Source organism: Mesorhizobium sp. RCAM 06353 (assembly GCF_059683585.1).
In genome coordinates this window covers 3,311,182-3,335,599 of the sequence record NZ_CM185031.1, presented here as the reverse complement: position 1 = coordinate 3,335,599, position 24,418 = coordinate 3,311,182, and the positions used below count along the sequence as shown (strand labels likewise).

Sequence of the window (24,418 nt, the reverse complement as noted above, 5' to 3'; positions counted from 1 at the left end):
TTCCATCCTTCCGGTATTATCGAAATAACAGGCAAAAAATCAGGCGGCCGCGTCACTCGTTGCCGGATTGCAAGCCGCATCGGCGCAGCATTCGTCGGCCAGGAAGCCGATGAGATCGTTCATCATGGGATAGTTGGCGCGGCAGATCAGCGTCGTTGCCTGCCGCTCCTGGCTGACCAGCCCGGTCAGGATCAACCGGTGCAGATGGTGCGACAGCGTCGAGGCGGCGATGCCGAGGCTTTCCTGCAGGGTGCCGACCGGGCGGCCGGCCTCGCCGGCCCGGACCAAGATACGATAGAGGTTCAGCCGCGTCGGATTGCCGAGCGCTTCCAATTGCTTCGCTGCTTGTTCGAGTTTCATGGAAATAGGATGCGGTCAGCGACAGCAGTCGTCAAGCCCTATTTCGAAAAATATCGAAATAGACCTTAGACGACCCGCTTGCCGCCGGCGTAGAGGACGACCTCACCGTCCTCCTTGGTGAACGGGCCGATATCCGGATTGGGCAGGATATCGAGCACCGCTTCCGATGGCCGGGCCAGCACGACGCCGAGCGGGCTCACCACGATCGGCCGGTTGATCAGGATCGGATGCGCCAGCATGAAATCGACGATCTCGTCGTCGCTCCATTTGGGGTCGCCAAGGCCGAGCTCGGCATAGGGCGTGCCCTTTTCGCGCAGCAGGTCGCGCGGCGTCATCGCCATCGCCGCGATCAATTCGACGAGCCTTTCGCGCGACGGCGGCGTCTTCAGATACTCGATCACCTCCGGCTCCTCGCCGGACTGGCGGATGATCGCCAGCGTGTTGCGTGAGGTGCCACAGGCCGGGTTGTGATAGATGGTGATGGTCATTCTGCAGCTCTCATTTCTGGCACGGGCTTGGGTTCGGACAGCAGCCAGCCGGCCAGCGCCATGGCGAGCAGCGCGCCCAGCAGTTCGGCGACGATGAAGGCCGGGACATCGAGCAGCCGGATCCCGGCGAACGTATTGGAAAACGCACGGGCAATGGCGACCGCTGGATTGGCAAACGAGGTCGAGGCCGTGAACCAATAGGCTGATGTGATGTAGAGCCCGACCAGCCAGGGAATGGCGTCACTCCGGAAACGCAGGCCGGCAAGGATGGTGAAGACCAGGCCGAAACTCGCGACCAGTTCGGCCAGCCACTGCCCCTGCCCGCTGCGCACCGTCGCCGACACCTCCAGCAAAGGCAGGTCGAACATCGCATGCGCCACCAGCGTGCCGGCGAGGCCGCCAACAATCTGGACAGCGATGTAGCCCAGCACGGCCAGCCAGCCGATGTCGCGCCGCAACCCGAAAACGAGTGTGACGGCCGGATTGAAATGGGCGCCGGAGACCGGCCCCAGCGTGGTGATCAGCACCACCAGCATGGCGCCGGTTGGAATGGTGTTGCCGAGCAGCGAAATCGCGACATCACCGGTCAGCCGGCTGGCCATGATGCCCGAGCCGACCACGGTGGCAACCAGCATCGCGGTGCCCAGCGCTTCGGCTGCGAGACGGCGCCGAATGTCGGTCATGGCTGCCACCTCAACATCCGCACGCCACCGCCTGGAGGATCGGCTGGCAAAGCTCCGGGGCGCCATTGCAGCAATCCTCCATCAGATAGGCCAAGAGATCGCGAAACCCGGTCATGTCGGCCGTGTAGCGGATGCTGCGCCCGTCGCGTTCGGCATGCACCAGTCCGGCCTGGCCGAGGATCTTCAAATGCGCCGACATGGTGTTCTGCACCGTGCCCAGACGCGTGGCGATCTCGCCGGCCGGCACACCTTCGGCCCCGGCCCGGACCAACAGCCGGAACACATCGAGCCTGGTTTCCTGACCGAGTGCTGCGAGCGCCAGCAATGCTGTTGTCTTGTCCATCAATCCATCTATCCAGATTTATGGATTAATGGCAGAGGACCATGACAATGCTGTGACAGCCGGCGCTCACGCTTTGCGCCGGGAACCCGTTGCGCGTGGTTGGCTGAGATGCGGGCGCCAGCCATGCACGCGGTCCCGCCCCGCGGCCTTGGCGCCGTAAAGCGCCTCATCGGCGCGCCGCAGCAGATCGGCGATCTCGATCGCCGCACTGCCGTCGAACGTGGCGACCCCGATGCTGATGGTGACGATGCCCTTTTCGCTGCCGGCATGCGCGAGCCTGAGATCGCGCACCTTGCCCCGCAGCGTTTCGGCGATGACGAAGGCGCCTCGCGCGTCGGTTTCGGGCAGGACGATCGCGAACTCCTCGCCACCGTAGCGGGCCGCCGCGTCGGCCGGCCGCCGCGCCGTCGCCTCGATGCAGCGGCTGGCGGCGCGCAGGCATTCGTCGCCCGCCGGATGGCCGTAAAGGTCGTTGAACCGCTTGAACCAATCGACGTCGATCAGCAGCAGGCTGAGCGGCGTCGTGTTGCGCCGGCCGCGGGCAAATTCGCGCGCCAGGGCGTCGTCGAAGGCACGCCGCGTCAACAGTTCGGTCAGACCGTCGCGGTGCGCCAGAAGGTTCAGCTTCTCGTTGGCGGCCAGCAGTTCGGCCTCGATCTGCTTGGCCTCGGTGATGTCGGAAAACACGCTCAGGCTGCCGCCATCGCCGGTCGGCCGGGTCCGCACGTCCAGCCAGCGCCCATCGGCGAGCCGTATCTGGCGGTGGCTGGCAAGCGTCTGCATGGCCATGATGTCGGCGACCCAGGCCTCGACCGCTTCGGGCGGCGTGACACTTTCGCCGCGCGCGACCGACGCGCGCAGGATGTCGCGGTAATCGGCGCCCGGCACCCTCATATCGGCCGTCTTCGGAAACATGGCGCGGTACTGGGCGTTGCACAGCATCAGCCTGCCTTCTGGATCGAACATCACCAGGCCGTCGGCCATATGCGTCAGCGCGTCGCCGAGCCTGGCCTGGCTTTCCGCCAGCTCGGTTTCCAGCTGCTTGCGCTGGGTGATGTCGCGATTGTGCGTGATCAGGCCGACGACCGCCCCGGTCCTGTCGCGAAACGGCGCCTTCAACGTCGCCAGCCAGGCATCGGTGCCGTCCTCATGGCGCAGGTGCTGCTCGATGGTGGTGGAGACACCCGCCGCCAGCACGGCAAGCTCGTCCTCGCGGAATTGCTGCGCCGTTTCCCGGGGATAAAAGTCGAAATCCGTCTTGCCGATCAGCGCCTTGGAGTCGGTCGCCTGCATCAGCTCGGCCGTTGCCGGATTGGCGGCGATGAACCGCCCGTCGAGATCCTTGACGTTGAGGCAATCGGGCAAGGTCTCGACCACGGCCTTGAAGATGCGCCGCGACTGCAGCGCTTCGAGGCGGCGCCGCTCCTGGTAGATCGCCAGCCCCGACATCGCCACGGAGACAAAGATGAGCAGGCTGGAAGGGAACACCACTTTTGGCAGGACCGTCTCGATAATGGACCGCGGCAGGACACTAAGGCCAAGCAGCGATCCGCATGCGGCGGCCGCACCCAGGATCATGATATCGCGCATGGCAGGAGCGCGGCCCCTCAGCGCAAGATTGCCGGCAATGCCGATCACCATGGTGGCCGCGATCCCGACCGCGCCGGCGAAGGCGCCGATGCCGCCCTCGAAAACCCGGAAGGCTCCGGCCATGACGCCGGCGACGATGCCGGCAACAGGACCGCCGAAGAAGCCCGCAACGGCAATCATCGTCGCTCTCAGGTCGACAAAGACGCCCGGCTGCAGCTGCATCGGCGTCAGCATCAGGATGATGGCGCCGGCGCCCATCAGCAGGCCGAAGGCCGCAGCCTTCACAGCGGCCGGCCTGCGGTCCAGCCACACATGCGTGTGGATCCAGACCGAAACGAACATCGCAACGACCGCGAGGTTGGCCAGCAATTCAGACCAGGGCGAACCCATTTTCCTGCCTATCCCCCTTCTCTCATGCGTCGAGGGTGCGTCTGCCATCGGCGACGCTGCCCTCGTGGATACGCCGGGCAGGAAAACAAACCGTTACGGACCGGGTTTGGATTGTTTGGAACATGCAGACGGAGGGGATGTCCCGAGGGTGCCTGGTTCAGCACCGACACCACTTCAACTTTCTACGACGACATGCATTCATGCATAAAAAACAGATTCTTAAGCGCGCCGGATGATTCAGTTTCGACCCGGCGCGATTGACGCTCGCAGCGATTACCCTTCGATCGCCAGCGAGCTTGAAAGCGCGCGATAGGCTTCGATCTGTTGCTGCAATGTCGCAATCATCTGTTCAGCCGTGGCGATGGCATCGGCGCCGGCCAGGAAACGCCGGGGAAGCGCGGCCTCCTTGTCCAGCGTGATCAGGGCCTGCGCCAGTTTTGCCGGATCGCCGCCCTGCGTGCCGTTCGCACCGGTCCAGAAGGCTTCCTGCTGCGCACGGCGCGCGCTGTAATCCGCGATGGAGAGGTCGGCATATCGGGTCGATTCCTCGGTGAGAAGTTCGGTGCGGAAGAAGCCCGGATTGACGATCATGGTCTCGATCCCGAACGGCGAGACCTCGACCTGCAGCGCTTCCATCCAGCCGTCGAGGCCGAACTTGGACGCCGAATAGGCGGTGCAGAATTCGTACCCCACAAGGCCTGCCGTCGACGAGATCGAGATGATCCTGCCCGATCCCTGCTTGCGCATCGCCGGCAGAAAAGCGCGGGTGACATTCATCGGGCCGACAAGGCTGGTGGCCAGTTGCAGGTCCATCTGCCGAGGCGACAGTTCCTCGAAATAGCCGGCCTGGAAGCTGGCCGCGTTGTTGACCAGGACGTCGATGCGGCCAAAGCGCTCGATGGTGGCCTTCGCCGCCGTCTCGGCGTCGGCGCTGCTGGTGACGTCAAGCTTGACCACCAGAAGCCTGTCGGATTGGCCGACTGCCCCGGCCACCTTGTCCGTATTGCGGCCAGTGGCGACCACTTGATGGCCGGCGGCGAGCGCTGCCCTGGCAATATGCAGGCCCATGCCTCGCCCGGCGCCCGTGATGAACCAAACCTTGCTCATGTTCAAAAATCCCTTCGTTGCCGGGATTAGATAACCCCTGCTGACGAACGGGATTAGATGGTATTATCGGCATGAACTTAGAAATGGGATTGATGAATGCGAAGGCAGAATGTGAACGACCTTCTGGCCTTTATCGCGGTCGCCCGTGAGCAGAGCTTCACCAAGGCCGCCGCCAGGCTCGGCGTGTCACAGTCTGCCTTGAGCTATACCATCCGCACCCTGGAGGAGCGGCTTGGCCTTCGGGTTCTGACCCGCACGACCCGCAGCGTCGCCCTGACACAGGCCGGCGAGAGGCTTCTGGGCAGCATCGGGCCAAGGTTCGATGAAATCGAACGTGACATCCAGGCATTGGGAGAGATGCGCGACAAGCCGGCCGGCACGGTCAGGATCAATTCCGTCGAGCACGCCGCTGAAACCATCCTCTGGCCGGCCATGGCGCGGTTGCTGCCGCAATACCCTGACGTGAACGTCGAGATCATTTCGGACTATGGTTTGATCGACATCGTGGCGGAGCGCTACGACGCCGGCGTGCGACTTGGTGAGCAGGTGGACAAGGACATGATCGCGATGCGCATCGGTCCTGACTTCCAACAGGCGGTGGTCGGGGCGCCGGCTTACTTCGAAGGCCGGACGCTGCCAGGCACACCGCAGGAGCTCACCGAGCACCAGTGCATCAACATGCGTCTGCCGACGCATGGCGGTTTCTATATCTGGGAGTTTCGCAACGATGGCCGAGAATTGAAGGCCCGCGTCCAAGGTCGCGCCGTGTTCAATTCCATAAGCTTGATACGACAAGCAGCGCTCGACGGGTTGGGGCTTGCCTACCTGCCGTTGGACCTGGTCGAGGCGGACATCAGCACCGGCCGGCTGCTGCGCGTGCTGGACGAGTGGTGCGCACCACGCCCGGGCTATCATCTCTACTATCCCAGCCGCCGCCAGCCTTCACCTGCCTTCGCTCTGGTTCTCGAGGCCCTTCGCTACCATTCATCCACCTTTCACCCCCAACGCATCGTCGCGACAAAGTCGATGAAGGCGCGCAGCGGCGCCGGTGTCAGGCGGCGGCCGGGATAGTAGAGGAACGGGCCGGAAAATTCCTGCCACCAGGGCTCCAGCACCGGCTCCAGCCGGCCATCGTCGAAATAGGGGCGCAGCCAGTCCTCGAACAGCGAGACGATGCCGCCGCCGGCGATCGACACCTCGAGCGCCAGCGCCATTGCCGTGCCGGTACTGACCAGCAGCGGCCCGGTCGGCTCGACGCTCACCACCTCGCCGTCGCGTTCGAACTCCCAGGCCGGCGTCAGGCCGCTGGCGAAGCGGCCCCGCAGGCAGGCATGATCGAGCAGGTCGCGCGGATGCTCGGGCCGGCCATGTCGGTCGAGATAGGCCGGTGCGGCGGCGGTGGCGAAGCGCTGCCGGCGCGGGCCGATCGGCACCGCGATCATGTCCTGCTCCAGCCGCTCGTCATAGCGGATGCCGGCGTCGCAGCCGCTCGCCAGTATGTCGACGAAACTGTCCTCGGCGGTCACTTCCATGCGGATGTCGGGATAGGCGGCGAGGAAGGGCGGCAACAGCCGCGGCAGCACCAGTTTCGCCGCGACGACCGGCACGTTGAGCCGCAGCGTGCCGGCCGGGCGGCCGCGAAAGCCGTTGACCACGTCGAGCGCCGCCTCGACTTCGCCGAGCGCCGGGCCGAGCCGCTCGAGCAGGCGCGCGCCCGCCTCGGTGGGAGCCACACTGCGTGTCGTGCGGTTGAGGAGCCGCACGCCGAGCCCGGTCTCCAGCCGCCGCACCGTCTCCGAGAGGCTGGAAGCGCTGACGCTGCCCGTCCTGGCCGCCTCGCGAAAACCGCCGGCGCGCGCCACCGCCATGAATGCCTGGAGGTCGCCGAGATCCGTTGCCATTGTTCGCCTTTCCGCACAGGCCGTGCCGATTGCACCATATTATCGTGCAGGCGCGCTTTGTCTACATTGGGCTGATCCAAAGGAGATGTGACCATGACCGACATCAGCAAGGCCGGAACGTTCAAACTCGGCGACCGCACCGTGAAGCGCCTCGGCTACGGCGCCATGCAATTGGCCGGACCCGGCGTCTTCGGCCCGCCGAAGGACCGCGACGCCGCCCTCGCCGTGCTGCGCGAGGCGATCGCCAGCGGCGTCGACCACATCGACACATCGGATTTCTATGGCCCGCACGTCACCAACCAGATCATCCGCGAGGCGCTGCACCCCTATCCCACCAATCTCACCATCGTCACCAAGGTCAGCGCCCGCCGCGGCGCCGATGCATCGTGGCTCCCCGCAATGTCGCCGCAGGAGCTGACGCAGGCCGTGCACGACAATCTGCGCAATCTCGGGCTGGACGTGATCGAGGTGGTCAATCTGCGCTCCATGCATGGCATCCACGGCCCCGCCGAAGGATCGCTCGAGCCGCAGTTGAACACGCTCGCCGAATTGCAGCGACAGGGCCTCATCCGCCATATCGGCCTGAGCAACGTCACCTCGACCCAGATCGCCCAGGGACGCCGCACCGCCGATATCGTCTGCGTGCAGAACCAGTACAACATCGCGCATCGCGAGGATGACGCGCTGATCGACGAGCTGGCCGCCGACGGCATCGCCTATGTGCCCTTCTTCCCGCTCGGCGGCTTCACGCCGCTGCAGTCGGAAACACTCGCCAATGTCGCCAGGAAACTCGGCGCGACCCCGATGCAGGTGGCGCTCGCCTGGCTCTTGCGCCGCGCGCCCAACATCCTGCTCATCCCCGGCACCTCCTCGGTCGGTCATCTCCGTGAGAACCTGGCGGCGGCCGAACTCGATCTGCCGGCCGACGCGGTCAAAGTGCTGAACGGCATCGCGGACGAGGTCGGGAAAGCGGCCTGAGCGTTTGAACACCCCTTTGCCGGGCGACTGTTTTTCGCTCGGCAAAGGGAGTCATTGCTCGCAACACCAAAGGCGCCACCAGAAACCATTGACGTAGCGGGCCAGCTCCATTATAGAACCGTTTAGTTCCAGAACTAGATGGTTCCACAATGGCTCCTCAGATCTCCCTCGACGACACATTCGCCGCGCTCGCCGACCCTACACGCCGGGCGATCCTTGCCCGGTTGCTTGATGGCGAAGCGTCGGTCGCCGAACTGGCGCAACCCTTCGCGCTCACTGTGCGCGCCGTCTCCAAGCATGTCGGCGTGCTGGAGCAGGCCGGCCTCGTTACCCGCAGCCGGGCAGCGCAAAAGCACCTCAGCCGCATCGAACTCAAGCCGCTGCGCGACATCGACCGCTGGCTGGATGACTACCGAAAACTCTGGGAAGACCGTTTCGACCGCATGGAGGATTTGCTGCGGCGCGGCGCGGACAGATCGGAATGAGCGCGCCCGCAGCGACAACCGCCGACCGCAGCTTTGCCATCGAGCGGATTTTCAACGCCCCGGTCGAGCGCGTCTTCAAGCTGTGGACCGATCCGCTTCTGGTGGCGCAGTGGTGGGGCATCAGGGACTGCACCATTCCGCATTGTGTGCTCGATTTGCGCGTCGGCGGCCGCTGGCGCATCGATATGCTGACCGCGAGCGGCGCGCTCTACCGCAACCAGGGCTGCTATCTCGAGATCGTCGAGAATGTCAGGCTGAGCTACCGCGACGAACCGGACCCTGAAATCCGCGAATGGGCCGGCAAGCCACCGGGCCAGAGCCGCCATACGGTGAGCTTCACGGCCAACGGCGCGCGCACCCATGTCCATTTCGAAGTCACGTTGGCCAGCACCGCCGACCGCGAACGCCTGCTCGCGCTCGGCATGCGCGGCGGCTGGACGCAGAGCTTCGACCGGCTGGAACAGTTGATAGCCACGGGAGCCAACCATGCTGGCTGAGAACGCGAAACCGACCACGCAAGCCGTGTTGTCGCGGGATGGAACGCCGATCGCCTGCGAGCGCCGCGGCTGCGGCCATCCGCTCATCCTCGTCGACGGCGCGCTCTGCTCGCGCGCCATGGGTCCGAGCGGTCCTCTGGCCAAGGCGCTGGAAGGCAATTTCACCGTGTTTCGCTACGACCGCCGTGGCCGTGGCGACAGCGGCGACACCTTGCCTTACGCAGTCGAGCGCGAGGTCGATGACATCGAGGCCGTGCTCAGGGCGGCCGGCGGTGAAGCCTATGTCTGGGGCATGTCATCAGGCGCCATGCTGGCGCTTATGGCCGCAGCCCGCCTGCCCGGCATCCGGAGGCTCGCGCTCTACGAAGCGCCGCTGATCGTCGACGACAGCCGCGCGACCACGCAAGGCGACTGGGCAACGATCCGGCAAGCCATAGCGGACGGCCGGCGCGGCGACGCAGTGAGCGCCTTCCTCAAATCGGTCGGCATGCCCGGCCTGCTGATCGCTTTCATGAAGCTGACGCCGATCTGGCGCAAGCTCAAGGCGGTGGCGCACACCTTGCCTTACGACGGCGCCATCGTCGCCGGCGATCAGCTCGGCAAGCCGCTCGACCCCTCCCGCTGGGCCGCGGTGAAAGTGCCGACGCTCGTCACCGATGGTGGCAAGAGCCCGCCATGGATGCAGCACGGCAACAAGGCGCTGGCCGAAGCGGTGCCCAATGCCAGCTATCGAACGTTGGCCGGCCAGAACCACATGCTGAAACCCGTCGCGCATGCGCCGGTGCTGACGGCATATTTCAACGGGCGGGACTAGAACCGGCCGGCCGATGGTCGGCGTCCTTCAACCCCGGCCGAACAGCCGCGCCAGCCGCTTCTTCAGCGGCCGCAGCGACAGCCGCCGCCGCCAGGCGAATTCCGCGATGCGCTGCCGCACCGCGCGCATGGCGTCGGCGTGGATGGCGTCGACACTCATCGTACCGTCTCCGAGCAGGAGAGCTGGACCGGAGACCGGCCGCATGATGGCGCGCAAGGCCTGCTCATGCATCCGTGCGTAGCGGCTGTAGTCCACCCCCGCGTCCCAACCGGGCGGTCGCGCCAAGACGGTGGGATTGTTGTTGATCTCGAAGGTCTGAACCCTGCCATCGACGATGCCGTAGTCGATGCGGCCGTAATCGATACCGGCCAGCGCGAAGACGCGTTCGATCTGCGCGGCATGCGGATTGTCGGCCACATAAGCGCGGCTTTCCGCCCTGTCGGCTTCGGTGAACCGGGTGCTGGGAAACTTGATGTACCAGCTTTCGTTGATGAAACAGTGCTGCGGATAGATCGCCGGACCGACCTTATAGGCCGAATACTTGCGGAACCGGCCGTCGGCCGAAGGGGCCGCGCCATATTCGACGATCATCAGGTCGGGATCGCGGCGGATATGGGCCGGCAGGCCCTCGATCGCCTTGTCCAGCGCGTCGGCGCTGTCGATCAATCCTGTCAGCGGCGGCTCATGCTGGCTTTCCCAGCGCACGAAAACCGGAAACCGCCGGATGGACTGACGTTTATCCAGACGGTGCACGTCGAAATGGTTGAGGCCGGCGGCCTTCAATCGCTTCAGCAGGTCGAATCGGCGCGGCACGATTGCCGGATTGTTGAGCAGCAAAAGGCCCGGATTGAGCAAGGTGATGTGCTCGTAAAGGGCAATCGCGGCCTGCGATTGCGCCGGCGCCAGCCTTTCGAAATCCGTGAAGATGAAGGTGCCAGGGTCAATCGAGCCGAGCCTCGCCGCCAGTTCGTAGGGAATGATCCGCACCAGATCGCCTAGCCCATGGTCGTAGTAGCCAAGCAGAACGCCCATCGTGTAAGCGTGTTGGCGTGTGCAGAAATAGTAGATCGGCCCTTGATTGATGGTCATGGCCGGGCGTCGATACCAGGGCATGCGGGACGAAAGCCTGTCTTGGCTGACGAGGTGGGGAATTTCCAGAGACGATGCATAGCGAGACTTCCTTCAGCGCTGCGTTCGAAGCCGCTCGGCATCCCTGGCATGGGGTTCGCGCCGGCGCCTTCGCCGGTGCCGCCAATACCTATGCGATCCACGACGAAATGCGGCGGCGGGCTCCCGTCTGGCAGGCGCCATGGGGCGACGTCTATGTCACCGGCTATGAGCTCGTCTCGAGTTGCCTTGCCAATCGCGGCCTGTCGCACGTGCCACCGGGCGACGGGACGGATTCGGCAATCCGCGACTGGCTGATCTATCAGGAGGGCAGCGCCCATGCCGCCTTGCGCCAGGCCCTGCAGCAACCCTTCATCGGCAAGGGCATGGCGGTGTTGCGCCCTGTTGTAGCCGAAGCGGTCGACAACCTCATCGGCGACGCCGGCCTGTCTGGCGCGGTCGATGTCGTGGCCGCCTTCACCCGCGCCATACCCGAACGTGTTATCTGCCGCCTGCTTGGCCTGCCCGACGCGGACATGCCGATGATCCGGACGTGGTCCGCTTCGATCCGCACCATTCTCGATACTGGTTTCGATGATGCCTTTGGCGACCGCTCCAACCAGGCCGACGAGATGTCGGACTACTTCGTGGAACATTTGCGCGGCCTGCTCGCCGCCGGGCGGACTCCGCCGCTGCTGACTGGGCTGGCTGGCCTCATCGACGGACTGGGACTCACGGCTGCCGGCCGCAACGTCGCCTTCCTTGCCTTCGCCGGTCACGAGACGACGGTGCACCTCATCGGCAACATGCTCTTCCATCTTGCCCGCCAGCCTGCCCAATGGTCCGCGCTGCGGGCCGACCGCCACCTCGCCGCCAATGCCGTCGCCGAAACGCTGCGGCTGGAAAGCCCGGTGCAGAAGATCTGCCGTTGGCCGCTGGAGCCCGTCGTCATGGGTGGCCAGGAGATTGGCAAGGACCAACTCGTGGTGCTGCTGGTCGGCGCCGCCAACCGTGACCCCGCCCAGTTCGCCGATCCATGGCGTTTCGACTTCGGCCGGTCCGGCAGGCAAAACCTGGCCTTCGGCCGGGGCGCGCATGTCTGCATCGGCAGGGCGCTGGCGGAGATGGAGGGCGTCGCGGTGCTGGAAGCCGCGCTGGCGCGATGGACAGCCATCGAACCGGTCGCCGCGCGCTGGATGGACAACTCCTCCATCCGCGGCCTGGATGAATTGACCTTGCACCTCACGGTCTGAGCCGACGGACGCCCAGTTGCCCGGCATTTTCGATTCCGCGACAAGGGGATGCGGCATGATCCTAAATCTCCCCCTCACCCGCCTCGAGTGCGGCTAGTAGAGCCGCGTCCGATCGCCTCAGCAGAACCGGTGCCTTCATCCCGGCAACGCTGGTGCCGCCCGCCATGCGGTGACGCTTCAGCCTGCCATAGAGGTCGTCGGCGCCCGTTGCCCGCAGCGGTCCCAACTGGCCTATGCGGCGGGCATATTCATATTGCGGATTGGCCTTGAGCGCACGGTCGAGGCTTTCACCATACCCGTCGGTGTTGAGCCCAGGAGCCGCCTCGATGAAGAGCCGGTAATGCGGATGCGGCGCCGCGACCGGCACAAGCAGGGCATAGGTCCGGTGATCGAGCCCGGTCTCGGCAAGGCTGCGCGCGACGAAGGCTTCCGTCAGCTTCTCGCCGCAGAGATCGGACACCATGCCGGCACGGCCGCTGAAGCGCAGGCGCGGCGTGTTGCCGGTGAAGCCGGTGATCTCGACTATGTCCTGCGTGTCGTAGCGGTAGAGACCAGAACCCGTGGTGACGATCAGCCGGTAGGACTTGCCGGCCTGCAGCTGCCAGGCGAAAAGGCTGGTGCCGCTGTCGTCGGCAAATTCGAAGAACCCGCTCTGTGAGGCCAGGATGCAGCCTGGACCATCGCCATAGGGAAATGAGACCGCTGCCTCGGTGGACATCAGGCCTTTGGACTGCATGGAGACATGCGGGAAATGAGACCGCAGTGCTGTCGCGAAGCCGCTGCTGGAGGCGTCGGTCCAGCAGCTGATCGTGTCGAGGAGAGGCCAGATCGCCGACAACTCTGCCCGGGAATCTCCAAGGGCCGCCTCAAGGACCGCAAGCCGGCGCCGCACGGTATCGGCCGGCTGCGTGACGCGCAGCCTCTCAGCCAGTTCCGGCAACAGGCTCCCGGCATCGCGCTGCATCGCGCGCAGGATTTCCGTCAGATAGGTCGGGCTCCAGACCCAGATCAGAGCGAGATCCTCGGCGGCCAGAAGATGCAGGCAGGTCTGCCTCTGCCAGCTGGCGAAATCGGTGAGCAACCGCAGGTCCATCGGCACGGCGGAAAGTTCGATCAGGCTGTCGCGCAAGGCGCCGAAATAGGCAAAAGGCACGGGGCTGCCCAACCTGTGCGCGCCGACGCGCTCATTCGCGCCGCGGCCCACCGGGCTCAGTGCAAAATAGCTGCGTCCACGCCGCACTCCAGGGCGGCGTCGGATCAGGTCCGCGAGCCAGGGATAGAGGCAATCGGTAAAGGCCTGCAGGCCCGTATCCGTGTAGGGAATATATTTCGAGCCGCCGGAACTGCCGCCGGTCTGTTCGAGGAACCGGACCGGTTCGGCGGTCAGCACCTTCCCAGCCCCGCCGACAACCCGCTCGATATAGGGTGACAACCGTTCGTAATCGCCGATCGGCACCAGATCGCGAAAAGCTTCCGCGGAAGTGACGTTAGCGAAGCCGTGGTCAGTTCCGAACGCCGTCGCGGCATTCGCGTTGACAAGCCGCTGCAAGACAGCGCGCTGCGTGGCCTCGACACCGCCGAGCCGCGACTGGAAACCCGCGTCGCAAGCCGCGGTCGCGTCGGCGATCCGCGCCCAGGCCTCAGCCGCCATCGTTCAGCCCCTCGGCAAAGCTCGTGGCTCCATAGCGCTTCAGATTGCCAAGCTCGAACTCCGCCAGGCAGGCGAGTTCGACACCCCGAAGATAGGACGGGTTGGCCCTCAGGAAGAACGCGGCGAACCGGTTGCGGACAGCTGTTTCCTCGACATCTGCCCATTCCCGCCGCAAATGGCCCTGCGACGGCCCGAAGTCGATCAGGCCGGTCGAGGGATCGAAGTAGCTGCCGTAGCGGGCTGCCGCGATCTTGTCGCGGATTGCCTGAAGGCCGGCCGGGTTCGCGCCGTCGATGGCAGGAACGAACTCGCGAAAGAAATTGGGCAGGATACGGAATGTCCTATGCCCGCCGATGATCGAGAACCAGAACAGCCGGCCCCCGACACTTGCCTTGGCGGTGCCCGCCGCGTGGAAGAAACCGCGCAGCAGCACAGGGTCACCCCAGCGCGCGGAGTGGAGAATCGTGTCGCCCGAGAAGAGATAGTGGATTGTCTCCCCGCCGATCGTCTGTGGCCGGACGAGATAGGTCGAGAAGCCGATGATCTTCCGCTTATGGCGGATGGTCACGACAGCATCCTTTTCGGCGAGATCGCGCTCGAAACCCTTGCGGTCGACGGCCTCGTAGTAGGTCTCGTACAAGGCAAACATCTGGTCGCGGTCGGCGGACGCCAAATCCGGGACCGGTGTGTTTACCGAGTGGATGGAATCGATTTCATCTGCAGTACATCGCACGCAATCTTGCCGCCCCTGTCAAACCCAATGGATCGAATATGAGCCAGAGCTTGAGAGTTTCAACCCGTTCTTTTCCGAATCCTTGTCAAACCGGTTATGCCAGTGCGCCCGCCGCCGGCAGCTTGCGAACTCGCCCCCGCCCGTGCCATCAGTCGGCCCAACCGACACCAGAGCGACGGCCATGACACCACGGCGGACACACGATGCCGACAGGCCGGCGATCACCAGGCCACACATGGCCAAGTCCCCCGGCGTCAGTCTCAACCGCGCGCTGTCGAAACTCGGCCTGTGCTCGCGCACGCAGGCGCAGGTGCTGATCGCCGAGGGCCGCGTGCGCGTCGGCGGCAAGGTGGTGCGCGATGCGGCACTGCGCGTCGACCTCAACCGCGACCGCATCGTCGTCGATGGCGAGCAAGTCGTTGCCGAGCGCAAGGTCTATGTCATGCTCAACAAGCCGCGCGGGCTGGTCACCACCCGCGACGACCCGCAACAGCGCGACACTGTCTATGCCTGCCTCGAAGGGCTCGATTTGCCTTTCGTCTCGCCGGTCGGCCGCCTCGACAAGGCGAGCGAAGGCCTGCTGCTGATGACCAACGACACCCACTTCGCCAATCGGCTGATGGACCCGGCCTCGCATCTGCCCAAGACCTATCATGTGCAGGTCGGCAACGTGCCCGATACCGAGATGCTGGACAAACTCCGCGCGGGCGTCACCGTCGACGGCGAGACCCTGACCGCCAATTCGATCGCGCTTTTGCGCAGCGGCGGCCGCACCGCCTGGCTGGAGATCGTGCTCGACGAGGGCCGCAACCGCCACATCCGCCGCCTGCTCACCGCCCACGGCATCGAGGTCAAGCGCCTCATCCGCATCGCCATCGGCCGGCTGCCTCTAGGCGACCTCGCCAAGGGCACGGCGCGGCATTTGACGGTGGAGGAGCTGGCGCTGGTGTCCGAATGAGTAAGCGTCCCGCCCGCCAGGCCAGAAGCGGCCTGGCCATCCAATGCAGCACTGTCAGTCAGAGTTGGAGCGGCCAATCAGGCCTTGTTGGTGATCCACATGCTTGGCGCACCGAGCACGCCGGCGCTCGCCATCGCCTCTTTCAATTTCGGGTTTTTGATGAAGGCCTGTGCCTCGCCGACATTGGCGAAATCATGCGTCACGGTGACGTCGTTGGGGTTGTCCGCCGCCTGATAGACGGTCTCTGCCTTCACGCCGCCAGCCTTTTGAACCGGGGCGAACCCGTCATAGACTTTGCGCCAGGCCTTGTAGTCGGACACGGTATGTCTCACGAACAGCGTCGTCATCGTCCATTCCTCCCAGTTTATTGGTATGCCCAAGAGATCGGCGATGGGCCGTCCAGTTTATCGCCTCAAGCCGATCTTTGGCAAACCGGCGAACGAATGAGAGCCGCCTGACAAGCGCCCGCGAAAGATTATTTTCACCCCCCACCGATGATTTCCACCCGCCCGCGCTGTCTTCACCTATAGGCGCCGGAATTGTCCGGGCCGGAAAAGCGAGGTGAGCCATGGGGCATGACATGCCAACCGCGCCGCGATAGTTCCCGTGCAACGTGATACAGACCGGCGTTACCAGTCAGCTGATGTCGCATTTTCCCGTCCCCTACTTGGCGGCGGCGTTCTTGCGATGGTCCTGCACATCGTCAGCTTCCTCGCCGGTCGCAGCGCGGATGACGCGGACAGCAGTGCCGATCTCGTCTGAGGGGCGCTTCTGGCCTCTAGGTCCGTCGATATTTTTGCCCTCTGAAATCCAAACGACGTCACCTCCCACAACAAACAACATTGCTCCATCTGACTGTGATGTGTCCTGTTCGACTATCTCAATGGCTTTGGCAATTGCCATTGACCTATCGGGCGCAGATATGGGCACTCTATGAGTGTACTTGCTAGCCGACGCGCCAGCTGGGCGAAAAAGAAACTTTAGGACGAAATCCATTGCTGGGACGGCTCCATGCTTCCGCTGAGCATAGGCGGCTTCGCCTACAGCTTCAAATGCGGCCGACGATTTCCGAATTTCAAACTGAGACACTACACGAATGGGAGCGCCTGGCAGGCCGCCCGCGAAAGATTATTTTCACCCCCCACCGATGATTTCCACCCGCCCGCGCTGTCTTCAGCTATAGGCGCCGGAATTGTCCGGGCCGGAAAAGCGAGGTGATCCATGGGATCGTTGAAAGGTCAAAATGTCGTCGTCGTCGGAGGCAGCCGGGGTGTCGGGCGCTCGATCGTGGAAGCTGCGCTCGGCGAAGGCGCAAATGTGCTAGCCGTCGCCCGCGGCACGGAAGCTTTGAAGGAGCTCGCCTGGGAAGCGTCAGGCGTGAAGACGCTTGCCGCCGACGCCACGCAGGACACCGCGCCCGACGCGGTGTTTGCCGCCATGCAGCCTGATGTCCTGGTAATCTGCGCCGGTGCCTTCGCTCCGTCGGCGTCCATCCAGGACCAGAGCTGGGACGATTTCTCGGCGAATTGGGAGACCGACGTCAAGGCATCGTTCCTGTTCTGCAAGGCCGCCCTGCAAGGCGCGCTGAAGCCGGGCAGCCGCGTGGTGCTGATCTCCAGCGGCGCGGCATTCAGCGGCGGCCCGCCGAACTCGGGCGGCTATTCCGGCGCCAAGCGCATGCAGATGTTCCTGGCCGCCCACAGCCAGAAGGAAGCCGAAAGGCTGGGCCTCGGCCTGCGCTTCATGGCGCTGGCGCCGATGCGCATCATGGCCGGCACCGGCGTCGGCCAGCGCGGCATTTCGAGCATCTCCGCCTATCTCGGCATCAGCCCGGCGGATTTCCTGGCCAGCATGAGCGACGTGCAGACACCCGCCGATGTCGGACGCGCCGTGGTCGCGCTCGCCGGCGGCAAGGCGCAGGGCACCGCCTTCACGGTGAGCGGCAGCGGCCTTGCGGCGGCGGCATGAGGCGCGCAGGATGAGTGAGAAACGCCGCACCGCAGGCTCGATATGACAGACGCTCCCGGCCCGATCGAGCCGCCGAGCCCGACAGGCCGGCCGATCCTCGATCGGCCGGCCTTCGAGCGCCTGACGACGACCCACCGCCGTGCGCTGAAGCTGCATTGCTACCGGATGATGGGTTCGCTGCACGAGGCCGACGACCTCGTCCAGGAGACGCTGCTGAAGGCCCGGCGCCGCCGCGCGCAATTCGACGGGCGCGGCTCGACGCGCGGCTGGCTCTACACCATCGCCACCAACACCTGCCTCAACGCCATCAAGGCGCGGTCATCCGGACATCGCCTTCTCCAGGAACCGGACCGGCCGCCGAGCGAAGGACGTGCCGCCGCCGGGCCAGCCGCCGAGCTCTCCTGGCTGGAGCCTTACCCCGACGCCGAACTACCGGACCTTGTCGATGGCGAACCCGGCCCGGAGGCGCGCTACGAGACAAGCGAAGCCGTGCGGCTGGCCTTCGTCGCCGCCATCCAGTTGCTGCCACCCAGGCAACGCGCAGCCCTTTTGCTGTGCGACGTGCTGGGCTGGTCGGCGCTGGAGACCGCGCAGTTGCTGGGCGGCTCGACCGCCTCGGTCAACAGCGCCTTGCAGCGGGCTCGCGCGACGCTTGGTGAGCGCTATCCCGCAGGGCGCCCCTTGCAGCGATCGCAGCCCAACCCGCGGGAAAATGTGCTGCTGGAACGCTATATCAAGGCCTGGCAGGCCGCCAACCTCGACGGCTTCATCGCGCTGCTGCGCGAGGACGCCACCTATCACATGCCGCCATGGCTGGACTGGTACGAGGGACGCCCCGCGATCCACGGTTTCTTCAAAGCCGTGTGGGGCAATTTCGCCGGCTACCGCGCGGTGGCGACACGGGCCAACGGCCAACCCGCCGTCGCGATCTACGCGCGGCGCCATCAGGAGCCGGAATGGCGCGCGCAGTCGCTGCATGTCATCGAGCCGGCCGCTGGCGGCATCGCCTCGCTCACGGTCTATGTCGCCCCGCTCGCGGCAGAGCTGTTCGCCGCCTTCGGCCTGCCGCCAATGATGCAGGAGAGCTGGTTCGAACCGAAAGCGTAGCCGTCTCTCCTGACAGAAAGCTGGCAGGAGGCCTGGCCTATAGGTCGGTCGGGAGCCCGCACGCGGCTTCAGCGATCAAGGAGTCCTGCGATGAATTTCGTTTCTGTCCGCATCATCACATCAGACGTTCAGCGCCTCGTGCGCTTCTACGGCGAGATCACCGGCATGCCGGTCACGGTCTACACGGAGGACTTCGCGGAACTCTCGACACCTTCCTGCACGCTGGCGATCGGCAGCACGCGCACCTTGATGCTGTTTGGCGGCGACATCGCCCGCCCCGCCGACAACCACACCGCCATCCTCGAATTCCGCGTCGGCGACGTCGATGCCGAATTCGCCAGGCTGTCGGACACGATCAGGAACGTGACCGTGCAGCAGCCGACCACCATGCCCTGGGGCAACCGCTCGCTACTGTTCCGCGACCCCGACGGCAATCTGGTGAATTTCTTCACGCCGGTGAGCGCAGAGGCGATCCGGAAGTTCGACAAGTAGGAGCGGTGGCGCAAATCCGTGCAGCGCCAGACGTCTGAAATTAGCTGGAGCCTTCCCCCGCGTTCGTCATCCTAGGGCGAAGCAAGGAGCGAAGCGACGCGGCGCAGACCCTAGGATCCATTCCGTGACCTTAACCGAGGAATGGGGCAGAGCAGAATTTCTGCACCGTTGCTGCGCTTCAGAGTCCCGGCATGGATCCTCGGGTCTTCGCGACGCCGCTACGCGGCTGCTCCGCCCGTGGATGACGAACGCGAGGGGGCGCTCGGGCCAGCGTTTGTCGCTAACCCTACTTCAGGTTCCACTTGCGCACGACCGGCTCGCTCAGATCATGCTCATAGCCGAGCACGCTGATGCTGGCCGTATCGAGCACGAACAGCGCGCCGCCTTCCGGCGGCAGGCCGAGCCAGCGGGCGGCGAGCACGCGCAGGAAATGCGCGCTGGAAAAGATCAGGATCGAGCCGCCAGCTTCGCGAAGCTGTCTGATGATCCTGTCGGCGCGGACGCCGACATCGGCCGCCATCTCGCCTTGCGGACAGCCGTCGCGAAAGACGTTCCAGCCCGGCCGTTCGGCCAGGATTTCCTTGGTGGTGCGCCCCTCATAGGCGCCGTAGTCCCACTCCTGCAGATCGTCGTTTCTGACGCTTGTCGCGCCAAAGCCGGCCAGCACGCTGGTGTTGTAGGCGCGCTGCGACGGGCTCGACCACACCGCCGAGAACGCCAGGCCCTTGAGCCGATCCGCAACGCCACGCGCGGCCGCTTCGCCTGCCGGCGTCAGCGGCATGTCGGTGCGGCCGGTATGCTGCCCCGAAAGGCTCCACGCCGTCTCGCCATGCCGGACCAGGTGGATTTGCGGATATGCGTTGCTCATGGGCTGCCTTTCGATGATGTCAGGCCAAGCTGTAGCGGTCGGCACAACACAGCGAAAGACCCCGGCTGCCATCGCAGCACGTCAGCACCATCATCGCTGGCTTACCAATCCGTAAGGTCCCTGCCACAGAGTTTTCATGAACCTGTCATGTCCGCTCGCCTACCCTGTTCCATCGCGGGGTTGCGAGACGAGGGACACTTCAATGAAAAAATTATCTCTGGCGCTGGCGGCGGGCACGCTGACGGCGGTGTTGGCTGGCGCGCTGTCTGTTTCCAGCGCCAACGCCGCACCCTACAAGCACGTATTGCTTATCAGCGTCGACGGGCTTCATGCGCTCGATCTGGCAAACTATGTCGCCGCAAATCCGAAGGGCCCTATCGCCACGCTCGCCAGTACCGGGATTTTCTATCCGAATGCGCTCACCAGCGCCCCGTCCGACTCGTTTCCCGGCCTTGTGGCACAGGTAACCGGCGGCACGCCCAAATCGACTGGCGTGTTCTACGACGACAGCTACGACCGCACCTATTTCGCGCCGGCCTCGGATTGCAAGGGCGAGCCTGGCGCCGAGGTGGCTTTCGCCGAGAACATCGACGTCGATTCGACCCGCCTTGATGGTGGTGGCAAGCCGGGCGATTTCCGCAGTCAGATCGACCCGGCAAAGTTGCCGATGACGCTGATCAACGGCAAGTGCTCGGTGGTCTATCCGCATGATTTCGTGCGGGTCAACAACGTCTTCGAAATCGTGAAAGCGCATGGCGGCCGCACGGCTTGGTCCGACAAGCACCCGGCCTACGAATGGCTGAACGGACCGTCGGGAAAAGGCGTCGACGACCTGTACGCGTTGGAACAGGACAGCTTGATTCCCGGCACGAAGGTCAAGACGACCGGCAGCTTCAAGGCCGAGCGTGACTTTGATGAAGCGCGGGTTCATGCGGTGATCAACGAAATCAAAGGCCTCGACAGCACCGGCGCGCATCATGCAGCGGTTCCCACGCTTTTCGGCATGAATTTCCAGGCGGTGAGCGTGGGCCAGAAACTCCCCAAGTCCGGTCCCGGCGACGAGGCCGGTCTGGTGGGCGGCTATCTGGATGCCAGCGGCGCGCCTGGCAACGGTCTTGCCGGGCAACTCGCCTATGTGGACGGCGCTATCGGCGAGCTGATGGTCGCGCTCAAGGACAACCACCTTGCCAGTTCGACCCTGATCATACTTGCTTCGAAGCATGGCCAGTCTCCCATCGACCCCGCGACGTTCCAGCCACTGGACGATGATCCATACACCAAGACACCGGGCTATGCCTTCCACATCGCCGACGACGCCGCGCTGATCTGGCTCAAACCGCAAGACAGGGTGAAAAACCTCACGGCGGCGCAGGATTATCTCGAGAAATCGAGCAAGGCTGAAGGCATCGCCCAGATCCAGCCGCCGAATGCGCTTGCTCTCGCCTATCAGGATCCGGCCACCGACAGCCGTACGCCGGACTTCATAGCCACGGTCAATCCGGGTGTGGTCTACACATCCGGTTCGAAGATTGCCGAGCACGGCGGCGCCAATGCGAACGATCGCAACGTGGCGCTTCTCATCAGCAGTCCTTCGCTCAAGCCGAGATCGGTGCCAACCCTGGTGCAGACCACGCAGGTAGCTCCCACCATCCTGCGGGCTCTTGGCTATAACGCGAACGAACTCCAGGCTGTGAAACTCGAAGGCACTCAGGAACTGCCGACGACACCGTTCTAAGCTTAGGGATCATACCGTTTCACAATTGGCCGCCGGGCATGCTCGGCGGCCAATTGTTTGTGATCGGCAATGTTTGAAGACAGGTGACCGCATCGCTGATGGCAGGCCGGCCTGACAGTGGTTTGAGTTCCAACCCCACTTGCCTGGCCTTGATCCGCATCAAGGTGGCCCTGTGATGACGCGGGTAGCGAACTTATATCAGGTACAGCCCTCGAGGGCTCCCGCCACCCCAGGGCATCGGCCCTTGCACAACAGGTCAGATCATCATGTACAAACATCTGCTCATCGCCACCGACGGATCGGAACTGGCCGACAAGGGCGTTGCCCATGGCCTCACATTGGCAAAAGGCATCGGCGCCACCGTCACCTTCGTCACTGTCTCGGAACCGTACCCGATCTTCGCCTGGGGCGGCGCCATGGCCGGCTATGCGGCGGGCGACGAACTGGCCGTCTACCAGGAAGAATCGCGCAAATATGGCAAGGAGGTGCTCGACAAGTGCAAGGCATCGGCCGATGCCGCCGGCGTGTCTGCTGAGGTGGTCCATGTCGAGGACAAACGGCCCGCCGAAGCGATCCTGGAACTGTCGCAGACACAAGGCTGCGACCTGGTCGTGATGGCCTCGCATGGCCGCCGCGGCCTGGGCAAATTGCTTCTCGGCAGCCAGACGGCGGAAGTGTTGTCCTATACTGAAATTCCGGTGCTGGTGGTTCGCTAAAGCAATTCCAGGAAAAGTGTGAAACGGTTTTCCGTCCGGAATTGCGTTAAAACAAAGAGTTAGTGTGCCCCCGAGAGCTGGAACCGGCTTTCGGAATCATGCTCAAACAGCAGACAGGGGCGCATCCCGGCGCGGCCGCCTTGCGCCAACATTCGTTCGACCGCGCCCGGAGGGTCGCGCAAGGCGCCGGCATCGCCATCGTGCCGGAAAGTGCCGCGCCGCTCGGCCCGCCGGCTTCGCAGCCTGCGCCTCGGCGACGACTGGGCGACGCGCCAGCTCAACCTTTGCGCCCGCAGCTTCGACGAGCTGACACCGCAGGCGAAGCTGCTGGCCGCGGCGCTGGCGTGAACAGAGACGATGGCCTGCCGGGCCTTCACCAGGGCAACGGACCCTCATCGTAGAAATAGCCGCCGGTCGGACCGTTCTCGTCCAGGGTCGCCAGGCGAACAATGATCTCGGCCGCCTGCTCCACGGTGCGGTAGCCAGTGTGTCCGTTGAAGTCCGTCGCGGTATAGCCGGGATCGGCCGAATTGACTTTGATGCCCGCCGCGGCAAGCTCCTTCGAGAAGGCAACGGTGGCGGCGTTGAGCGCCGTCTTGGAGCTGTTGTAGCCAAGGATATTGATCGCATAAAATTCATTGGCCGGATCGGTCAATCCGCCGAGTGACCCCAGCCCGCTGGAAACCATCACCACATTGGCGCGCGGAGCTGCCTTGAGCAGCGGCAGGAAGGCCTGAGTGGTGCGGATCGGGCCGAACACATTGACCTCGTAGACGTCTTTGATGATGGCTATGGGCTCTTCGCTGGGAGCGAGCATTGAGCCGAGGACGCCGGCATTGTTGACCAGCACATCGAGACGTCCGTGCTCCTGCAAAACGCGCGTGGCGGCCGCCTTGACGCTGGCGTCGCTGGCGACGTCGATATCCAGTACGCGCACGTCATGGCCCTTTTGCATGAGCTCGGCTGCCGCCGCTTCGCCGCGTTCCCTGTCGCGGCTGCCCAGCCAAACCCTGTAGCCGGCTTCGCCCAGCCGGCGCGCGGTTTCGTAGCCGATGCTCTTGTTGGCACCGGTCACCAATGCGGTCTTGTCGGTCATTTCCATCTCCAGTTTGATCCGTGGTTGGTCTGCGGCAGAGATGGGGCGGACCGTTGGCCGCCGCGTGCCGAAAACTGGTGAGTTCTTGCCTATTCCTGCCGGGAGCTTGATTGCCGGCCGCGCCGATGCGATCTACAGGCTGTGATGAAATCGCTCGACGACCTCAAAGCGCTGGTGATGCGCCATGCGCGCGGCCGGCTGACCGAAACCGGCATTCCCCGCGTCGCTATCATGAAGGGCGAGGCGACGACCGGGCCGTTGCTGGGGCTCTATGACCCAAGGCTTTGCCTGGTCCTGCAGGGCGCCAAATCGGTCATGATCGGCGATCAGCTGCTGCATTACGACGCCGGGCGCTACTTCATCGCCGCGGTCGAGGTGCCGGCCGTCGGCAAGGTTGTGCAGGCCAGCCCGCAACACCCCTACCTCTCCGTCAGCCTGGCCTTCGACACCACGCTCATCGCCTCGCTGCTACTCGACATGCCGCCCGTTGCCGAGGCGCCGATCGGCCATGGCTTTGCCGTCAGCCGGGCCGACGAGGCGCTGGTCGATGCATGGCTGCGCATGATCGAGCTCATCGATCATCCGGCCGAAATCCCTGTGCTGGCGCCGTTGCTCGAACGCGAAATCCTGTTTCGGCTGCTGCAGGGACCGCAAGGCACCATGCTGCGCCAGATCGCCGGCGCCGACAGCCGCCTGTCGCAGATTCGCCGCGCGCTGGGCTGGATCCGCGCCCACTATGCCGAGCCGTTCCGCGTCGAGGATCTTGCCCGGATCGCCGGCATGAGCGCCTCGGTGTTCCACCGCCACTTCAAGGCGGTCACGGCAATGACGCCGATCCAGTACCAGAAGCGCATCCGCCTCAATGAGGCGCGCCGGCGCCTGCTCGCCACGTCAGGCGATGCGGCCGGCGTCGCCTTCTCCGTCGGCTATGAAAGTGCTTCCCAGTTCAGCCGTGAATATGCCCGCCTGTTCGGTGCACCACCCGTGCGCGATATCGGCCGCCTGCGCGCCGCGCCAGAGCCCACCGAGCTAGCCTGACCGCGCGCAAACCCGACCTTGAATTCGAAGACGCAAGCGTAGAGCGGAAGACCACGCCTT

The 24,418-nt window shown here is 64.6% G+C and carries 27 protein-coding genes and 1 pseudogene; 14 read left to right on the top strand and 14 right to left on the bottom strand.

The features are described from left to right. Window positions 1-39: 39 nt before the first annotated feature. The 6 genes from AC56QX_RS15960 to AC56QX_RS15935 form a co-directional block, all read right to left on the bottom strand. On the bottom strand, window positions 40-360 hold the full coding sequence (locus AC56QX_RS15960; RefSeq protein WP_497117235.1) for an ArsR/SmtB family transcription factor: 321 nt from the start codon (window positions 358-360) through the stop codon (window positions 40-42). A gap of 65 nt (window positions 361-425) precedes the next feature. Beyond that, window positions 426-848: an arsenate reductase (glutaredoxin) gene (gene arsC / locus AC56QX_RS15955; protein WP_497117234.1), complete on the bottom strand. Its 423-nt coding sequence runs from the start codon at window positions 846-848 to the stop codon at window positions 426-428. Next, window positions 845-1,531: an aquaporin gene (locus AC56QX_RS15950; protein ID WP_497117232.1), complete on the bottom strand. Its 687-nt coding sequence runs from the start codon at window positions 1,529-1,531 to the stop codon at window positions 845-847. The genes arsC and AC56QX_RS15950 overlap by 4 nt, the downstream gene beginning before the upstream one ends. A gap of 10 nt (window positions 1,532-1,541) precedes the next feature. Next, on the bottom strand, window positions 1,542-1,874 hold the full coding sequence (locus AC56QX_RS15945) for an ArsR/SmtB family transcription factor (protein ID WP_497117231.1): 333 nt from the start codon (window positions 1,872-1,874) through the stop codon (window positions 1,542-1,544). 66 nt (window positions 1,875-1,940) lie between these two features. Continuing rightward, window positions 1,941-3,854, bottom strand: a complete 1,914-nt coding sequence (locus AC56QX_RS15940; RefSeq protein WP_497117230.1) for a diguanylate cyclase — start codon at window positions 3,852-3,854, stop codon at window positions 1,941-1,943. Between the two features lie 273 nt (window positions 3,855-4,127). Next, a complete protein-coding gene (locus AC56QX_RS15935) occupies window positions 4,128-4,961 on the bottom strand; it encodes an SDR family oxidoreductase (protein ID WP_497117229.1) in 834 nt (277 codons plus the stop codon). A gap of 96 nt (window positions 4,962-5,057) precedes the next feature. On the opposite strand from AC56QX_RS15935, the pseudogene AC56QX_RS15930 reads away from it, so the two are divergent. Next, window positions 5,058-5,942, top strand: a pseudogene (locus AC56QX_RS15930) (LysR family transcriptional regulator); the annotation flags it as partial. 14 nt (window positions 5,943-5,956) lie between these two features. Here the strand turns inward: AC56QX_RS15930 and AC56QX_RS15925 are convergent. Continuing rightward, entirely contained in the window at window positions 5,957-6,862 is a 906-nt protein-coding gene (locus tag AC56QX_RS15925) for a LysR family transcriptional regulator (protein WP_497117228.1), read from the bottom strand. 93 nt (window positions 6,863-6,955) lie between these two features. Between AC56QX_RS15925 and AC56QX_RS15920 the strand changes: the two genes are divergently transcribed. From AC56QX_RS15920 to AC56QX_RS15905, 4 genes are all read left to right on the top strand, one after another. Continuing rightward, entirely contained in the window at window positions 6,956-7,840 is an 885-nt protein-coding gene (locus AC56QX_RS15920; RefSeq protein ID WP_497117227.1) for an aldo/keto reductase family oxidoreductase, read from the top strand. A 149-nt stretch (window positions 7,841-7,989) separates the two neighbouring features. Further along, entirely contained in the window at window positions 7,990-8,325 is a 336-nt protein-coding gene (locus AC56QX_RS15915) for an ArsR/SmtB family transcription factor (RefSeq protein ID WP_497117226.1), read from the top strand. Further along, complete coding sequence (locus AC56QX_RS15910; protein ID WP_497117224.1) at window positions 8,322-8,822, top strand: SRPBCC family protein; 501 nt, start codon at window positions 8,322-8,324, stop codon at window positions 8,820-8,822. The genes AC56QX_RS15915 and AC56QX_RS15910 overlap by 4 nt, the downstream gene beginning before the upstream one ends. After that, complete coding sequence (locus tag AC56QX_RS15905; RefSeq protein ID WP_497117223.1) at window positions 8,812-9,636, top strand: alpha/beta fold hydrolase; 825 nt, start codon at window positions 8,812-8,814, stop codon at window positions 9,634-9,636. Before AC56QX_RS15910 ends, AC56QX_RS15905 begins: the two co-directional genes overlap by 11 nt. A 27-nt stretch (window positions 9,637-9,663) precedes the next feature. On the opposite strand, the gene AC56QX_RS15900 is transcribed toward AC56QX_RS15905, so the two are convergent. Next, window positions 9,664-10,725, bottom strand: coding sequence for a hypothetical protein (locus AC56QX_RS15900; protein WP_497117221.1), 1,062 nt, complete (start codon window positions 10,723-10,725; stop codon window positions 9,664-9,666). A gap of 74 nt (window positions 10,726-10,799) precedes the next feature. Between AC56QX_RS15900 and AC56QX_RS15895 the strand changes: the two genes are divergently transcribed. Beyond that, window positions 10,800-11,996, top strand: coding sequence for a cytochrome P450 (locus AC56QX_RS15895; RefSeq protein ID WP_497117219.1), 1,197 nt, complete (start codon window positions 10,800-10,802; stop codon window positions 11,994-11,996). A 61-nt stretch (window positions 11,997-12,057) separates the two neighbouring features. Here the strand turns inward: AC56QX_RS15895 and AC56QX_RS15890 are convergent, their stop codons facing one another. Together AC56QX_RS15890 and AC56QX_RS15885 are read right to left on the bottom strand one after the other, a co-directional pair. Next, a complete protein-coding gene (locus AC56QX_RS15890; protein ID WP_497117218.1) occupies window positions 12,058-13,647 on the bottom strand; it encodes a GH3 family acyl-acid amido synthetase in 1,590 nt (529 codons plus the stop codon). After that, on the bottom strand, window positions 13,637-14,320 hold the full coding sequence (locus AC56QX_RS15885; protein ID WP_497117217.1) for a hypothetical protein: 684 nt from the start codon (window positions 14,318-14,320) through the stop codon (window positions 13,637-13,639). The genes AC56QX_RS15890 and AC56QX_RS15885 overlap by 11 nt, the downstream gene beginning before the upstream one ends. 241 nt (window positions 14,321-14,561) lie before the next feature. Here AC56QX_RS15885 and AC56QX_RS15880 point away from each other — a divergent pair, with 241 nt between their 5' ends. Beyond that, entirely contained in the window at window positions 14,562-15,338 is a 777-nt protein-coding gene (locus tag AC56QX_RS15880; RefSeq protein ID WP_497117215.1) for a pseudouridine synthase, read from the top strand. 77 nt (window positions 15,339-15,415) lie between these two features. On the opposite strand, the gene AC56QX_RS15875 is transcribed toward AC56QX_RS15880, so the two are convergent. After that, window positions 15,416-15,685 (bottom strand): cyclase, encoded by a 270-nt coding sequence (locus AC56QX_RS15875; RefSeq protein ID WP_497117214.1) that lies wholly within the window; start codon window positions 15,683-15,685, stop codon window positions 15,416-15,418. A 316-nt stretch (window positions 15,686-16,001) separates the two neighbouring features. Continuing rightward, a complete protein-coding gene (locus tag AC56QX_RS15870; RefSeq protein WP_497117213.1) occupies window positions 16,002-16,241 on the bottom strand; it encodes a hypothetical protein in 240 nt (79 codons plus the stop codon). 318 nt (window positions 16,242-16,559) lie between these two features. Here AC56QX_RS15870 and AC56QX_RS15865 point away from each other — a divergent pair, with 318 nt between their 5' ends. From AC56QX_RS15865 to AC56QX_RS15855, 3 genes are all read left to right on the top strand, one after another. Continuing rightward, on the top strand, window positions 16,560-17,306 hold the full coding sequence (locus AC56QX_RS15865) for an SDR family NAD(P)-dependent oxidoreductase (RefSeq protein ID WP_497117211.1): 747 nt from the start codon (window positions 16,560-16,562) through the stop codon (window positions 17,304-17,306). A 42-nt stretch (window positions 17,307-17,348) separates the two neighbouring features. After that, a complete protein-coding gene (locus AC56QX_RS15860; protein WP_497117209.1) occupies window positions 17,349-18,413 on the top strand; it encodes a sigma-70 family RNA polymerase sigma factor in 1,065 nt (354 codons plus the stop codon). A 90-nt stretch (window positions 18,414-18,503) separates the two neighbouring features. Then, window positions 18,504-18,905 carry a VOC family protein gene (locus AC56QX_RS15855; protein ID WP_497117207.1) on the top strand — a complete coding sequence of 134 codons (402 nt, stop codon included), beginning with the start codon at window positions 18,504-18,506 and terminating at the stop codon, window positions 18,903-18,905. Window positions 18,906-19,191: 286 nt separating this feature from the next. Here the strand turns inward: AC56QX_RS15855 and AC56QX_RS15850 are convergent, their stop codons facing one another. After that, window positions 19,192-19,773, bottom strand: a complete 582-nt coding sequence (locus tag AC56QX_RS15850; protein ID WP_497117206.1) for a histidine phosphatase family protein — start codon at window positions 19,771-19,773, stop codon at window positions 19,192-19,194. Between the two features lie 136 nt (window positions 19,774-19,909). Between AC56QX_RS15850 and AC56QX_RS15845 the strand changes: the two genes are divergently transcribed. From AC56QX_RS15845 to AC56QX_RS15835, 3 genes are all read left to right on the top strand, one after another. After that, the gene (locus AC56QX_RS15845; protein WP_497117204.1) at window positions 19,910-21,508 is read left to right on the top strand and encodes an alkaline phosphatase family protein; all 1,599 of its coding nucleotides are present in this window, start codon (window positions 19,910-19,912) and stop codon (window positions 21,506-21,508) included. Window positions 21,509-21,774: 266 nt separating this feature from the next. After that, window positions 21,775-22,224 carry a universal stress protein gene (locus AC56QX_RS15840; RefSeq protein ID WP_497117203.1) on the top strand — a complete coding sequence of 150 codons (450 nt, stop codon included), beginning with the start codon at window positions 21,775-21,777 and terminating at the stop codon, window positions 22,222-22,224. A 210-nt stretch (window positions 22,225-22,434) separates the two neighbouring features. Then, the gene (locus AC56QX_RS15835) at window positions 22,435-22,572 is read left to right on the top strand and encodes a hypothetical protein (RefSeq protein ID WP_497117202.1); all 138 of its coding nucleotides are present in this window, start codon (window positions 22,435-22,437) and stop codon (window positions 22,570-22,572) included. A 25-nt stretch (window positions 22,573-22,597) separates the two neighbouring features. Here the strand turns inward: AC56QX_RS15835 and AC56QX_RS15830 are convergent, their stop codons facing one another. Then, window positions 22,598-23,326: an SDR family oxidoreductase gene (locus tag AC56QX_RS15830; protein WP_497117201.1), complete on the bottom strand. Its 729-nt coding sequence runs from the start codon at window positions 23,324-23,326 to the stop codon at window positions 22,598-22,600. Between the two features lie 135 nt (window positions 23,327-23,461). Between AC56QX_RS15830 and AC56QX_RS15825 the strand changes: the two genes are divergently transcribed. Further along, the gene (locus AC56QX_RS15825; RefSeq protein ID WP_497117200.1) at window positions 23,462-24,358 is read left to right on the top strand and encodes an AraC family transcriptional regulator; all 897 of its coding nucleotides are present in this window, start codon (window positions 23,462-23,464) and stop codon (window positions 24,356-24,358) included. Window positions 24,359-24,418 lie beyond the last annotated feature (60 nt).